Below are 12648 nucleotides of genomic sequence, written 5' to 3'. Positions count from 1 at the left end.
TGATCAGCCCCAGGGGCGCAGCCGGGCAGCCGGTTGCGCCCCTGGCATGCTGGACGCGGTTCGTGTGCTACCTCGGTGACCGAGGTGCTAGGACCCGGCGTCAGCCTTCCAACTCGCGGCGCACGGCGTCGAGATCCAGGTCGACGGTGAATTCTCCGGCGACGTCGACGGAAGCCTTGCCTGTAACCGTGGCCACCTCGCGGTAGGTGTCCCCGTCCAGCGCGTGCACCACCACGCACAGATCCGGTTCCATCTCGACCCGCCAATAGGCGGGCACCTTCGCCTGGGCATACAACGCGGGCTTGAGGATGCGGTCGGCCGCTCGGTTGAACGGCGAGACGATTTCCCCCAGAAGCACGGCCGCGTCGAGGGGCGCGGCCAGTGTGCCGCGTGGGACGGCGGCGCGGTCGACAACCGCGATGTCGGGGATGAACAGTCTGGATTCCCCCGTGACGTTCACCGCCTCGCCAGAGCGAAACGGTGCACCGGACCGGGCCAGGGCGACCTTGATCTGGCTGTGCAATTCGGAAGACACGGTCTGGTGGTCCCAGTCGGGAGCAGGGGACATCATGAGGACACCGTCCACGAGTTCGAAGCGGGCTCGTGCCGGATGCTCCGGGAGTGCAAGAACGTCCTCGACCGTCCAGGGGCCTTCGTGATCGTCGACTCGCGTCTCAGCGACGCTCATGATCGCCACCACCGCCTCCTCGTGTGTTCCTTGGCTCCAGCATGGCACGCAGCTCTGACGACCGCCGACACTTCCAGCCCGAGCCGTGGCACTCGGGCCTAAAGGTGTGAATATCACCCACAGGAGTGATCTGAACACGCGGCGATGACCGCCGGTCCGCGCTTACGGCAGTACCTGGACCGTGTCGCCCACCGGGCGTTCGCCCGTCGCGTCGGAGGTGATGTTGGCGAGCTTGCCGTTCACGGCCATGGCGGTGGAGCCGCCGCCGTCCAGGTTAAGGGCCTGGACGGCGCCCTGGGAGCGCATGAAGCGGGCGGCCTCCTCCAGGGTGAAGCCCTCGCTCACACCGGGCTGCCGGCCGTCCACCGTGGCCAGGATCAGCCGCCCCTTCTTGTCGAGCCCGGCCATCGTGCGGGGCTGCCGCACGGTCGACCAGGCGTAGCCGAAGGAGAGGTTCTTCGGGTCGAGGGTGCCCTCGGTGGCGGCGTCGACGGCGATACGGCCGTCCTTCACCAGCGTGGGGGCGGCGCTGACGATGCTGTCGTCGGAGTCGAGCCGGACCCGGCGGCCGGAGGTGTCCCGGACGACCTCCTCCAGCGCGATCCGCTCGCCCCGCCGGGCGTGGGCCGTCAGCCAGTCGGACGCGGCGCCGATGCCCTGGAGCACGGAGCCCCCGGCCGGGACCGTACCGCCGCGCGGGCCGGTGGAGACCACCCGGCCGTCGGCGTCGAGCACGACCTGGGTGCCGGGCCCGGTGGGCAGCCCGGCGCGGAACCTCGGGGTGAACTTCACCAGGTCGTCGGCCTCGGAACAGGTCAGATCCTGCCGGGGCAGCTCGGTCGGAGTGGCCCCGGGGCGGCCGCAGTTGCGCACCTTGCCGGGCACCCGGTTGATGCCCTGCACCGCATACGTGGACGACCCCGCCCGCGCCGTGACCGTGCTGGTCAGGTCGGCGATACGGGCGTGCCGGCCGCCGTCCGCGAGGATCAGCGCGGCCCGCGAACCGGCGGCCATCGACTCCAGCTCCCCGTCGTACGCGGAGATTCCGGCCATCGTTCCCTGGACGCCGTCGGCGTCGGCGGTGACGAAGAAGCCACCGTTGACGGCGATCAGGGAGCCCAGCTTCGCGGCGACCGAAGAGGTCTTCTCGCGGTCCGCCACACTGTCGTCGTGGGTGCCCTCGACCGTGCCGGTGAACCGGGCCGGGTCGATCACCGCCACATGGACGCTCTCCCGGTCGGCGGGCTGCTGCGCGTCGTAGCCGGTCCACTCCGCCACCGCCGTGAACCCGGCCCCGGCGACCTTCTCTCGCGCGCCTTGCGCTTCATCGGAGGTGCCGTACGAGCCCACCCGCACCCGCCACCCCATGGTGCCGTGCGGCGTATCCGCGTAGGCGGGCCACACCACGCGCTCGACCCGCGGGTCGAACCCCGCCTCGCGCAGCCGCCCCGCCGTGGCGTCCGCCCAGGACCGCTCGCCCAGCGGCGCGGAGCCGGGCCCCTGCACCGTGACGGTCCAGACCGGCTTGGCATCCGCGTCCCGGAGAACCCCGGCCCGCACCTGAACCCCCGGGGCCACCGTCTCCGTCGTCCAGGATCCGGTATCCGGCGCCGCCAGCGCCGGTGGTTGGATGACCGCCACGACGACGGCGGCTCCCAGCGCGGCCCCCATCCGGACGCCGAAACCCCGACGGGCAGTGCTCTCTTCGTTGCGCATGACCGGAAGTTCAGCGCCGCCCGTGGGCCGCGCCGACACACAAGGAGGGCGGCCCGCGGAACGTACGGTGAACGGCGGGGGGAATGGCCGATGGCCGTGTCCAGGGCTGCTGATAGAACAAGCGCACAGCTGTCGGACACGGAGCCTCGGGAGTCTCCTCTTGTCGTATGTGCAACACGCCCAGAATTTCTACGGGTTACCGGTGCTGACCGTTCCGCCGTATACCCCCGCCACGCTTCTGCCCGATGCCGCCTCCGTCGCCTGGCGGCTCGAGGCCGGGCCGTACTCGACCGACGAGGACTATGAGGACTGCTGGGACCGCTTCACCAGCACGGTGGAACTGGAGAAGGTGCGGGCACTGATCCTCGGGCACGGCCTGCACTACCTGCCCGACCAGGCGCTCATCGACCTGAGCTCCCGGCTGACCGGTCTCGAAGCGCTCTTCCTCAGCGACCTCGAGGACGAGGAGGAGATGATCTCGTCCATCGAGCAGTCCGATCTCGCGCCGATCCTGAAGGCGTTCCCCGGGCTTCGGGAGCTCGTCGTCCGAGGCGGAGAGGGGCTGGACTTCCCCGTGACCGGCCACGCGGGACTGCGGGCGCTGCGTATGGAGTCCGGCGGGCTGCCTCCAGCGGCGGCGGAGAACATCGCCGCCGCCGACCTGCCCTCGCTGGAGCGGCTGGAGCTGTGGCTGGGCGACGACTGGTACGGGGGCGGCACCACCGTCGAGCAGCTCGCCCCGCTCCTCCGGGCCGAACGCAAGCCCGCCCTGCGCCACTTGGGGTTGCAGAACAGCCCCATCCAGGACGAGCTGGCCGCCGCGCTGGCTTCCGCACCGGTCGTGGCACAGCTCACCTCGTTGAGCCTGTCCATGGGCGCGCTCTCCGACGCGGGCGCGGAGGCGCTGCTGCACGGGCAGCCGCTCACCCACCTTGAGGAGCTCGACCTTTCGCACCACTTCCTCAGCGACGCCATGATGCTGCGGATATGGACCGCGCTGGAGCCCGCGGGGGTGCGGGTGAACCTGTACGGGAGGCAAGAGGAGGAGGACGACGGCTGGGGGGACGCCGACGAGGAGCACGGGGGAAGCGGCCGCTATATCGCGGTGGCCGAATGACCCTCCGGCCCGATCCTCGCCGCACCCGCCCCTCCCGCCCGCACCGCTCCCGAAAGGCCCACCATGACGAACAGCACTGAACCTCAGGACCCGGAGGACCGCCGGCTCACCCGTCTCCGCTGGAGAAATGACACCTCCTGGATCAAGCCCGACCGGCGGGTGCCCTTCGGTCATGTCCTGTACGCCGCAGCCACGTTGGGCCGCAGTCCCGCCGACATCGTGTCGAGGCTGACCGAACTCGGCTATGACGACATCGAGCTTCCCGCCACCCCGCTGCCCCGCACGGTGGACCCGGACGACGCTCTGCTGCTCAAGGGGGATACGTACAACTTCTCCTGGCTCGAGGTCGGCAAGCCCGTGTCGCTGCGGAATCTGCTCGCCGCGGCGGGGCGGCACGGCCGGAGCCCCGCCGAGGCCGCACGGCGGCTGACCGCCTTCGGCTGCCCGGTCCCGGCCGACCATCCGCTGCCCGACACCCCGGACACCCGGGACATCGTGCTGATCCGCACCGGCCCCGGGGGCAATGGCGAGTGGCTGGACTGGGGCGCGGAGGCGTCGATCGGGCATGTGCGCAACGTGACCTGGACGCTGCAGTGCAACCCGCACACCGTCGCCACACGACTGACCGCGCTCGGCATCCGGCTGCCGTACACCCCCGAACCCGAGGACGAGCGGATCCTCCGGGACCCGGGTGAGCCCGTCCTCGCCATCGCCCAGGAGACCGGCCGTCGTCCGGCGGATATCGTGTCCCGCTTGGCGGAGCTGGGCCACCCCCGCCCGAGTACCGTGCCGGACACCCTGGAGGCGGACGACCTGCGGATCCTCAGCGAGGAACTCGACGGCCGTGCTCCCTGGCTGGAGCGGAACACCGTCGTGGGGGTGCAGTTGCGGCACATCCTGCGCGCCGCGCTCGCCACGGGGCGCAGCCCCGCGGACATCGCCAAGAGGCTGGACACGCTGGGCCATTGGCTGCACGAGAACGCCAAGCTGCCCGCCGTCGCGGACGTGGCGGACATCCGGCTCCTGGAGACGGTCGACCGCTCGTTCCTGGACGGCGTCCACCTGGAACACGTGCTCCGTAGCGCGAGCCTGACGGGACGAAGCCCGGCAGACGTCGCGTCACGGCTGACCGCTCTGGGCTACCGGCTGCCCGACGAGGTGGACTACCCGGAGGTGCGCGCGTTGCACCGGTAATGCCGGTCTTGTGGCTACCGCCCGAGGTAGTCGAGCGCCCCGGCCTTGACGGCGCGTATGAAGGTTCCGAGTGAGCCCGGTGTGGTGGTGAGGATGTCGGCGGGGGTGTCGCTTTCCCGGAGCCGTATCTCACCGCACACCGCGGCGAGTTCAACGCAGTCGTTGGTCTCGCCATGCCCGGAGAACGATGACTTCCGCCATGTCATCGGCTTATCCATGATCCGATCCCGCCCTTCACAGTTGCCGCATGATGGTGTGGATGAAGTCCTGAGACTTCTCCGCCGACAGGGAGAACGTCAGGGCCTTGTCGAGAAGTGCGCGATACCGCGCGAGCTGCGACTCCGCATCCAGCATGATAGGGCCGTGCGGCACATCGACGTGTACGGTGTCCAGCCTCGGCACGGAGCCGTGTGCATACAACACGGGGGTCCCGGCGCCACCGAAACCTTCCACGCCGAACGGCACCACCCGGACGGTGATGCTCGGGTGCTCGCCTTGTTCCAGTATGAAGCCGAGCTGTTGGCGTGCGACGTCCCGGTCGGCGACGAGTGTCCGCAGCGCGGCTTCATGAATGACTGCTTCATACGCGGGAGGCGATTCGCCATCGAGGACCTCCCGCCGTCGCATACGGAATGCGACCAGCGCTTCCAGTTGGCGTGGTGACGGCTGGGGAATGCCGTAAGCCATGAGGGCGCGTGTGTAGCTCTCGACCTGCAGAAGCCCAGGGATGTAGACACCCTGGAAGGTGCGCAAGCGGCGACATCTGTACTCCAGTTCGGCGAGATCCAGGGCTCCATGCGCGAGGGTTCCCCGGTACTCCTCCCACCACCCCTTGTCGCGTTCCGCGGCCATGGCGACCAACTCGTCGATCAGCGTGTCGTCGAGGCAGGCGTAATGAGTCGCCATTCGACGCAGCCGTTCCTCGCTGACGCCCGCCCGTCCCGCCTCCACGTGGCTCATCTGGGCCGAGGTTGTTCCGACCCGTTCGGCCGCTTCTCGGGCGGTCAAGCCCGCCGCTTCACGCATCTTCCGCAGTTCGGTTCCCAGCCGCTCCTGGCGTGCCGTGGGCTGACTCCTCACCGCCATGCCCGTTGCCTCCGACTTCTTGATAACCCGACAGACGTTCGTCTTTGTAGCTCTATCGGCCCCCAATGCCCGCCACAAAGTTGTGGCGGGCACAACTTTGTGGCGTACTTTACGTGACGCGCTTATCACGTAGCGATGAGCGGCAGCCGAAGCCTACTGCCCCCGTGGAGGCCCAGATGGAGACACCGCACTCCCCAGAACTCTTCGACAAGGAACTCTGCGACCTCGTCCTCGCCATCGCGCCCAGAATCTTCGCCGTCGTCCAGGAGCACGAGGTGCGGCCCGGTCTGAAAGACGGGTGTGTCGCGGCGTGGGGGTTGGCCTTCGATGAGGGCCCCGTCCACGTGACCACGGCCGACGGCACCGGGCAGATGGTCCTCAACTCGCCGGAGCGGGCCCTGCGATGGTTCACGCGCGGCGGTGACGAGGGCGGCGTGACGGCGAGGCTGGTGTGGCTCAGCCGGTCCGGGACCGCCGCGCTCGACCACGCCGAGGCCGCTTGAACACCCGAGAGGGCGGGGCGCGCTGCCCCGCTCATGGGCCATGCCGGGGTGCCTGGATCGATAGTCTGCGCAGAGGCACTCGCTCCGGTCCGTAGGAGGGCACAGACATGTACGTGACGGACTTGGAGCTGTCCGGCGTCCGGGGGTTCCACGGTCACCGGGCGGCCCGGTTGCGATTCCCACGACGTGAGGACGGCAGTTACGCGGGCTGGACCGTGCTGGCCGGGCGGAACGGCTCGGGCAAGTCGACGGTGCTGCAAGCCCTCGCGTTGGTTCTGCAGGGCCCCGCCATCACCCATGCGTTGCTCAAGGACGCCAGTGAGTGGATGACACGAGGGGCGCGTAAGGCGGTCGTCGAGGCGTCGGTGGTCGGGCCGGACCATGTGGACGCCCGGTGGGTCAGCGCGGATGACTCACCCCACGACTGGTTTCCGGAGACCGGGAGCGTCCGCATGGTCTGGGAGCGGATGACAAAGCGCGGCGAGAGTCATGTCCGGTTGCGGCGCCCGTCCACGACGAACGCCTTCGCACTTCAACGGAGAGCCGAGTCCGGGCCGTGGCAGGAGACCCCGCAGGGGTGGCTGTGCCTTGGATACGGCCCGTACCGCCGACTCGATGGTGGGACCTCCCTGCGGTCCGCCGCCGGACTCGAGCGCGTCGACCGGCTGGCAACGCTCTTCGATGAGAACGTCTGCCTGGCCGAGGGCGTCACCTGGCTGATCGACCAGCACCTACGCGGCCTCGAGGGACGTCCCGGTGCACGTGAGCTGGTGGACACGGTGAAGCTGCTGCTCGGGGATGGATTGCTGCCCGATGATCACGAGGTGACCGGAGTCGATTCCGACGGCCTCTGGGTGAACACGCCGCGCGGTGTGCTGGCCCTGCGCGGCATGAGTGACGGCTACCGCTCCGTGACCGCACTCGTCGTGGACCTGGTGCGACATCTGCACGGCGCCTACGGGGAACTCCGGGTCGAGGAGCGCGGCGGACGCCCCGTCATCCCCATGCCGGGGGTCGTACTCATAGACGAAGTCGACGCCCATCTGCACGTCAGCTGGCAGAAGAGGATCGGCCAGTGGATGAAGCAGCACTTTCCCGAGATCCAGTTCATCGTCACGACCCACAGTCCATACATCTGCCAGTCCGCCGACCCCGGCGGGTTGATCCGGCTGGCCGCCCCCACGGAGGAGCGGCCGCCCGAGGTGGTCGACGATGAGCTGTATCAGCGAGTGGTGTACGGCAGTGGGGATGATGCGATTCTCTCCGACCTCTTCGGAGTGGACTCGCCGTACTCCGAGCGGGCGGACGAACTGCGGCGACGGCTGGCGGCCATGGAGTTCCGGGTGCTGGATGGCCAGGCGAGCGACGCGGAATTGGCCGAGTACCGTCGGCTGAGCGGCCAGTTGAACAGCTCGTTGTCGGCGCGGGTGAGCGAAGTGGCCGCCCGCCTGGGGCGTGACGAATGATCCGGCTGGAACGATCACCACTCGACGGCCGAACGGTGAAACTGCTCGCACAGGCGCAGGCTCGATTACCCGAGGTCGGTCTCACCGAGAAGGTGGCCCGGAACGCCTGGAACGCGGCCGACGGCACCCGCGCCCGCGTCGCCACGGCCCTCCGTACGATGGCCAGTGGCATCGAGCGCTGTATGTACTGCTCGGAGAGTCTCGGCACCGCGATCGACCACTTCGAGCCCCTGCGCCTCGCGCCCCGTCGGGTGTTCGACTGGTACAACCACCTACCAGCGGTGAGTACCACTGTCTGACCCCGCGGGGCTGCGCCACCATCGATGTCTTTCAGCTCAACCGGGGTCCGTTACGCAAAGGCCGACTGGACGCTGTCGGCCAGTGCCTCGACACCCTGGCGGGCTGCGCCGCACTCCTGGCGGCGGACGACACGGCCGGTGCGCAGAAGCGCATGCTGAGACTGCGACGTCAGCCCCTCGCCGACGTTCTGCAAGAGCTTCGGCGCATCGCGGACCGGCCCTCGGCAGCCGTGGTCCTCGGGGACGAGGCTGCCATTGAGGCCCTGCGCGCCTTGTACGGACAGCCGGTAGCCAAGCCGGTGTTCATTCCTCAGCAGACTTCGCGGCACCAGCCGGACTGCCGGTCCTGGAAGTTCGCCTCGGCGGAGGGCTAGACGCCACTTCGTTTGGCGTGATCTTGCGGCAGTCCGGGATGGTGACTCACGCTACGGGCTACGACAGCAGGTGGTCGAGGCAGAGGTTCAGCCCGGCCTCCAGATGTTCCGCGGAGCCGGTGGAGAGCAGGACGGTGACACCGCCTTGGACGGTGGCGATCACAGCCGCGGCCGTGCGATCGGCGTCGAGCGCCGGGTTGGCCTCGCCGGCCGCTTGCGTGGCCTCGATACCGGCTCGGACGCACTCCTGCCACCGCCGCACCAGTTGCGCCGACACGGCCTGCGCGGCCGGGCTGTACCGGCCCACGTCGGCGATCAGCACCCCGAGCGGGCAGTGCAGCCCCTGGTCGCGGTAGCGCTCGACGATGAGGTCGCGCCACGCCTCCCAGGCAGCGCGCGAGGTGAGTTCGTTCAGATACGGCTGCTGGTCGTCGAAGACCCGCTCGGCTTCGAGTTCGGCAACCGCGAGCAGAAGCTGTTCCCGCCCTCCCGGGAAGTAATAGAACATCTGCCCCTTGCCGGTGCCGCTGCGCCGGCACACGTCGTCGAGCGTGGTGGCGTTCGTGCCGCGTTCCCGGATCTCGGCTGCGGCGGCTTCGACAATGCGCAGGCGGGTCGCGGCACCTTTCCTCATGGTCACCGACCAGAGTGTACTTGTGGGTACATTTTTTGGAACATACCTTCGGCCGCATGAAAGCGATAGTCGTCAACGAAGCAGGGGGACCGGAAGTGCTGCGGCTGCGGGAGCGGCCGACACCTCGTCCGGGCCCGGGAGAAGTCCTGGTGGACGTCCGCGTGGCGGGTGTGAACTTCTTCGACACCGCCATCCGCGGACAGGCCATGGCCGAGGTGCCGGGCGCGGAAGGCGCCGGCGTGGTGGCGGAGACGGGCGAGGGCGTGCACGGGTTCGCCCCAGGGGATCGTGTCGCGTGGCTGACGATCAACAACCTCGGCAGCTACGCCGAGCAGATCGTGCTCCCGGCGAGCGGTGTCGTGCCGGTGCCCGACGCCGTCGACGACGAGACGGCCGCGGCCTTGCTCGTGCAGGGTCTGAGCGCGCACCACTTCGCCACCGTGTCCCACCCGGTGCGACCGGGGGACATCGCGCTCGTGCACGCGGCCGCCGGCGGGGTCGGGATGATGCTCACCCAGATCATCAAGGCCCGCGGCGGCACCGTGATCGGCCTGGTGTCGCGACCGGAGAAGATCAGGTCCGCCGCCGACGCGGGCGCCGACCACGTCCTGGTCTCCTCCGGTGACGCGTTCGTCGAGCCGGTGCGCGAGCTGACCGGCGGCGAGGGTGTGCATGTGGTCTTCGACGGTGCGGGCGCGACCACGTTCGCCGCATCGCTGCGGGTACTGCGCACGCACGGCACGCTGGTGTTCTACGGGCCGCTGATCGGGGACGTGCCGACCATCGCGATGAACGACATCCCCCGCAGCACCCGCCTCACCTACCCCGTGACCGAAGACCACGTCCGCACACCCGAGGAACTCGCGGCGCGCGCGGCCGAGTTGTTCGCGCTCGTCGAGAGGGGCGAGCTGGTCGTCCGGATCGGCGGTCGGTACCCGCTGGCGGAGGCGGCAAGGGCCCACGCGGACATCGAGTCGCGTACGACCACCGGGAAACTGCTGCTGCTCCCGTGACGGGTGGCGGCACGGTGTACAACGAATGTCCATCGAGCCCGAGGTTGAGGAACGAGCTCAGGAGAGTGGCCAGCTACGCAGGGCGGCGTCGGCCATCTCCTGGAGTTCATCGCGGCCAAGACCGCTCGCGGCTTGTACGGCGATGCCGAAGGCCAAGGTGGTGACGTAGCGGGCCAGTAGCCCCGGATCGGTGTCCGGGGGCAGGTCGCCGTCGTCGACGGCTCGCTGGAACCGCTCTCGGACACGGCAGCAGCCGTCGTTGCGCCAGGCGACGAGGAGGTCACGGACTTCCTGTCCGGAGTCGCTGACGGTCAGGGCGCTCTGGACGCCCAGGCATCCGTGGGGATTGGCCGGGCGGGTGGTGGTTCGAACGGTGCCGGTCAGGATCGCGGTGGCGACGCCGAGGGCGGTCGGCTCCTCCATGGCTCGGGCCAGGTATGCGCTCGGGCCTTCGGTGTAGCGCTCCAGGACTTTGCGGAACAGCTTCTCCTTGTTGCCGAAGGCCGCGTACATGCTGGTGGTGGAGATGCCCATCGCGTTCGTCAGGTTGGCCGTGCTGGCCCCCTCGTAGCCATGCTTCCAGAAGACCAGCATGGCGCGCTCGAGAGCTTCGTCGGCGTCGAATCCTCGCGGTCGGCCGATGGGGCCGTTCTGTTTCGTCTCCACCCTTCCAGCCTACTCCTTCCGCAGCGATCGCTGCAGAAGTGCTAGCATTCGACTTCCGCAGCGATCGCTACAAAAATCGGAGGAGCTACTCACGTGGGACTTCTTGAGGGAAAGACCGCTCTCGTCACCGGGGGCAGCACCGGTATCGGCCTGGCCAGTGCCGTACGGCTGGCGGCCGAGGGCGCGCACGTGTTCATCACCGGCCGACGCGAGACCGAACTCGACGCGGCCGTCCAGGTGATTGGCCAGGCGGCTACCGCGGTGATCGGCGACATCGCGAACCTGGCCGACTTGGACCGGCTCTACGAGACGATCCGCAGCCGGGGGCGGGGCCTGGACGTACTGTTCGCGAATGCCTCCGTCGCCTCGCTCGTGCCGCTCGAGCAGGTCACCGAGGAGCATTTCGACACCCTCTTCGGCATCAACGTCCGGGGCACGCTGTTCACCGTGCAGAAGGCTCTGCCGCTGCTCAACGACGGCGCTTCGGTCATCCTGAACGGCTCTACCAACGTGGACGTGGGCGACGAGGCGCTCGGCGTGTACGCGGCAACCAAGGCCGCCACCCGATCGTTCTCCCGGACCTGGGCCAACGAACTCAAGGGACGCGGCATCCGGGTCAACACCATCACGCCCGGCCCGACCGATACACCCGGGATGTCAGGGCTCAGCCCCGACCCGGAGCAGTTCAAGCGGCAACTGGCAACGCGTGTGCCGCTGGGCCGGCTCGGGCGCCCGGAGGAGGTCGCCGCCGCCGTGACCTTCCTCGCCTCCGAGCAGAGCAGCTTCATCACCGGTTCGAGTTTGTACATCGACGGCGGGCTGAACCAGATCTGAGAGGGGTCCCCTCATGAAGGAATGGCTCGGCGTGGCTCCCACCGGCGCCTCCTTCGAGATCGTCGAGTACGCCATCTATCAGGTCCGCGACGGGCGGTTCGTGCACATGACCGCCCTGCACGACGCCGGCGAACTTCTCCGGCAACTGACCGGCTGACCTCCGTAATCGGCGGCCGGCAACCCAATGAACAACTCCGAACCGCTCACGGCCCGCTCGGGCCACATTCGGGAGGACACGCATGACCATCACGCTGATCACTGGGGCCAACAAGGGAATCGGCTTCGAGACGGCCAAACAGCTTCTGGCGTTGGGCCACGTTGTCTACATCGGCGCGCGTGATGTCGAACGAGGCGAGAAGGCGGCGGCAGCGCTTGGCGCACGATTCGTACAGCTCGACGTGACCGACGACGCATCGGTGAGCAGCGCGCTGGCGACGATCGACTCGGCCGAGGGCCGACTGGACGTCCTGGTGAACAACGCGGGCATCTTGGGGGACGGAGTCACCGACGGTCCCACGGCTCTCCGGACCTTCGACACCAACGCGGTGGGAATCGTGCGCGTCACGGAGGCGGCGCTTCCCCTGCTGCGCAAATCCTCGAACCCCACCGTGGTCACCGTTTCGAGCAGCGCCGGGTCGTTCTGGGCAGTGACCAATCCGGACCGGCCGGAGTTCGGCTTGCCGCTGGCGCTCTACTCCGCCTCCAAGTCCGCGGCCACCATGCTTACGGTCCAGTACGCCAAGTCCCAGCCGGGCATCAAGTTCAACGCAGTCGAGCCCGGCACCACCGCGACCGACCTGACCGCGGCATTCGGAATCGGAAGGGCGCCGGAGGAGAGCGCCAGGGTCGTCGTGCGCTTGGCAACTCTCGACGCGGACGGCCCGACAGGAACCTTCCAGGACGAAAACGGAGAACTGCCCTGGTAGGCGTTTAACGAGCTCGTGCATGGTTGGTGGTGAGACGTCGAGGTCGTGATCGTTGATCATGGTCGTGTGGTGGGGAATGCGGCTCGTGCAGTGATCATCAGCAACCGACGGATCACGGGCCTGACGGCTAGC

Annotated in this window: 16 protein-coding genes; 10 read left to right on the top strand and 6 right to left on the bottom strand. The window is 68.7% G+C overall.

Translation table 11 applies throughout. The annotated features are described in order from the left end of the window. Positions 1 to 100: 100 nt before the first annotated feature. On the bottom strand, positions 101 to 688 hold the full coding sequence (locus tag J5X86_RS33305) for a Uma2 family endonuclease (protein WP_243982116.1): 588 nt from the start codon (positions 686 to 688) through the stop codon (positions 101 to 103). 162 nt (positions 689 to 850) lie between these two features. Beyond that, positions 851 to 2404 carry a phosphodiester glycosidase family protein gene (locus J5X86_RS33300; protein WP_208520424.1) on the bottom strand — a complete coding sequence of 518 codons (1554 nt, stop codon included), beginning with the start codon at positions 2402 to 2404 and terminating at the stop codon, positions 851 to 853. Between the two features lie 169 nt (positions 2405 to 2573). Between J5X86_RS33300 and J5X86_RS33295 the strand changes: the two genes are divergently transcribed. Together J5X86_RS33295 and J5X86_RS33290 are read left to right on the top strand one after the other, a co-directional pair. Further along, positions 2574 to 3521, top strand: coding sequence for an STM4015 family protein (locus J5X86_RS33295; protein WP_308124804.1), 948 nt, complete (start codon positions 2574 to 2576; stop codon positions 3519 to 3521). Positions 3522 to 3584: 63 nt separating this feature from the next. Next, on the top strand, positions 3585 to 4715 hold the full coding sequence (locus J5X86_RS33290) for a hypothetical protein (protein ID WP_208520422.1): 1131 nt from the start codon (positions 3585 to 3587) through the stop codon (positions 4713 to 4715). 14 nt (positions 4716 to 4729) lie between these two features. Here the strand turns inward: J5X86_RS33290 and J5X86_RS33285 are convergent, their stop codons facing one another. Then, a complete protein-coding gene (locus J5X86_RS33285; RefSeq protein ID WP_243982096.1) occupies positions 4730 to 4921 on the bottom strand; it encodes a DUF397 domain-containing protein in 192 nt (63 codons plus the stop codon). Between the two features lie 28 nt (positions 4922 to 4949). After that, on the bottom strand, positions 4950 to 5801 hold the full coding sequence (locus J5X86_RS33280) for a helix-turn-helix transcriptional regulator (protein ID WP_208520420.1): 852 nt from the start codon (positions 5799 to 5801) through the stop codon (positions 4950 to 4952). Positions 5802 to 5977: 176 nt separating this feature from the next. Here J5X86_RS33280 and J5X86_RS33275 point away from each other — a divergent pair, with 176 nt between their 5' ends. From J5X86_RS33275 to J5X86_RS33260, 4 genes are all read left to right on the top strand, one after another. Further along, the gene (locus J5X86_RS33275; protein ID WP_208520419.1) at positions 5978 to 6304 is read left to right on the top strand and encodes a hypothetical protein; all 327 of its coding nucleotides are present in this window, start codon (positions 5978 to 5980) and stop codon (positions 6302 to 6304) included. 107 nt (positions 6305 to 6411) lie between these two features. Then, positions 6412 to 7770: an AAA family ATPase gene (locus J5X86_RS33270; RefSeq protein ID WP_208520418.1), complete on the top strand. Its 1359-nt coding sequence runs from the start codon at positions 6412 to 6414 to the stop codon at positions 7768 to 7770. 35 nt (positions 7771 to 7805) lie between these two features. Next, complete coding sequence (locus J5X86_RS33265; RefSeq protein WP_208520417.1) at positions 7806 to 8069, top strand: hypothetical protein; 264 nt, start codon at positions 7806 to 7808, stop codon at positions 8067 to 8069. A gap of 152 nt (positions 8070 to 8221) precedes the next feature. Continuing rightward, a complete protein-coding gene (locus tag J5X86_RS33260; protein WP_208520416.1) occupies positions 8222 to 8443 on the top strand; it encodes a hypothetical protein in 222 nt (73 codons plus the stop codon). A gap of 58 nt (positions 8444 to 8501) precedes the next feature. Here J5X86_RS33260 and J5X86_RS33255 read toward each other — a convergent pair whose 3' ends face one another. Then, complete coding sequence (locus tag J5X86_RS33255) at positions 8502 to 9077, bottom strand: TetR/AcrR family transcriptional regulator (protein ID WP_162953338.1); 576 nt, start codon at positions 9075 to 9077, stop codon at positions 8502 to 8504. Positions 9078 to 9133: 56 nt separating this feature from the next. Here J5X86_RS33255 and J5X86_RS33250 point away from each other — a divergent pair, with 56 nt between their 5' ends. Then, positions 9134 to 10090, top strand: a complete 957-nt coding sequence (locus J5X86_RS33250) for a quinone oxidoreductase (protein WP_208520415.1) — start codon at positions 9134 to 9136, stop codon at positions 10088 to 10090. A gap of 57 nt (positions 10091 to 10147) precedes the next feature. Here J5X86_RS33250 and J5X86_RS33245 read toward each other — a convergent pair whose 3' ends face one another. Next, on the bottom strand, positions 10148 to 10756 hold the full coding sequence (locus tag J5X86_RS33245) for a TetR/AcrR family transcriptional regulator (RefSeq protein ID WP_208520414.1): 609 nt from the start codon (positions 10754 to 10756) through the stop codon (positions 10148 to 10150). A gap of 93 nt (positions 10757 to 10849) precedes the next feature. Between J5X86_RS33245 and J5X86_RS33240 the strand changes: the two genes are divergently transcribed. From J5X86_RS33240 to J5X86_RS33230, 3 genes are all read left to right on the top strand, one after another. After that, the gene (locus J5X86_RS33240) at positions 10850 to 11590 is read left to right on the top strand and encodes an SDR family NAD(P)-dependent oxidoreductase (protein WP_208520413.1); all 741 of its coding nucleotides are present in this window, start codon (positions 10850 to 10852) and stop codon (positions 11588 to 11590) included. A 13-nt stretch (positions 11591 to 11603) separates the two neighbouring features. Then, the gene (locus J5X86_RS33235; RefSeq protein ID WP_208520562.1) at positions 11604 to 11747 is read left to right on the top strand and encodes a hypothetical protein; all 144 of its coding nucleotides are present in this window, start codon (positions 11604 to 11606) and stop codon (positions 11745 to 11747) included. 82 nt (positions 11748 to 11829) lie between these two features. Next, entirely contained in the window at positions 11830 to 12516 is a 687-nt protein-coding gene (locus J5X86_RS33230; RefSeq protein WP_208520412.1) for an SDR family NAD(P)-dependent oxidoreductase, read from the top strand. The last annotated feature ends 132 nt before the right edge of the window (positions 12517 to 12648 follow it).

Origin of the sequence: Streptomyces sp. NEAU-YJ-81 (genome assembly GCF_017592595.1) — a bacterium.
In the GTDB taxonomy this organism is placed as follows: domain Bacteria; phylum Actinomycetota; class Actinomycetes; order Streptomycetales; family Streptomycetaceae; genus Streptomyces; species Streptomyces hygroscopicus_B.
Note: the sequence above shows the minus strand (reverse complement) of the source record. Positions and strands in the feature narration are given on the sequence as shown.

What these genes read in the sequence shown, in the direction of transcription:
- J5X86_RS33305 (WP_243982116.1), bottom strand. Translation starts at nt 688, where the DNA reads ATGAGCGTCGCTGAGACGCGAGTCGACGATCACGAAGGCCCCTGGACG.
- J5X86_RS33300 (WP_208520424.1), bottom strand. Translation starts at nt 2,404, where the DNA reads ATGCGCAACGAAGAGAGCACTGCCCGTCGGGGTTTCGGCGTCCGGATG.
- J5X86_RS33290 (WP_208520422.1), top strand. Translation starts at nt 3,585, where the DNA reads ATGACGAACAGCACTGAACCTCAGGACCCGGAGGACCGCCGGCTCACC.
- J5X86_RS33285 (WP_243982096.1), bottom strand. Translation starts at nt 4,921, where the DNA reads ATGACATGGCGGAAGTCATCGTTCTCCGGGCATGGCGAGACCAACGAC.
- J5X86_RS33280 (WP_208520420.1), bottom strand. Translation starts at nt 5,801, where the DNA reads ATGGCGGTGAGGAGTCAGCCCACGGCACGCCAGGAGCGGCTGGGAACC.
- J5X86_RS33275 (WP_208520419.1), top strand. Translation starts at nt 5,978, where the DNA reads ATGGAGACACCGCACTCCCCAGAACTCTTCGACAAGGAACTCTGCGAC.
- J5X86_RS33270 (WP_208520418.1), top strand. Translation starts at nt 6,412, where the DNA reads ATGTACGTGACGGACTTGGAGCTGTCCGGCGTCCGGGGGTTCCACGGT.
- J5X86_RS33260 (WP_208520416.1), top strand. Translation starts at nt 8,222, where the DNA reads ATGCTGAGACTGCGACGTCAGCCCCTCGCCGACGTTCTGCAAGAGCTT.
- J5X86_RS33255 (WP_162953338.1), bottom strand. Translation starts at nt 9,077, where the DNA reads ATGAGGAAAGGTGCCGCGACCCGCCTGCGCATTGTCGAAGCCGCCGCA.
- J5X86_RS33250 (WP_208520415.1), top strand. Translation starts at nt 9,134, where the DNA reads ATGAAAGCGATAGTCGTCAACGAAGCAGGGGGACCGGAAGTGCTGCGG.
- J5X86_RS33235 (WP_208520562.1), top strand. Translation starts at nt 11,604, where the DNA reads ATGAAGGAATGGCTCGGCGTGGCTCCCACCGGCGCCTCCTTCGAGATC.
- J5X86_RS33230 (WP_208520412.1), top strand. Translation starts at nt 11,830, where the DNA reads ATGACCATCACGCTGATCACTGGGGCCAACAAGGGAATCGGCTTCGAG.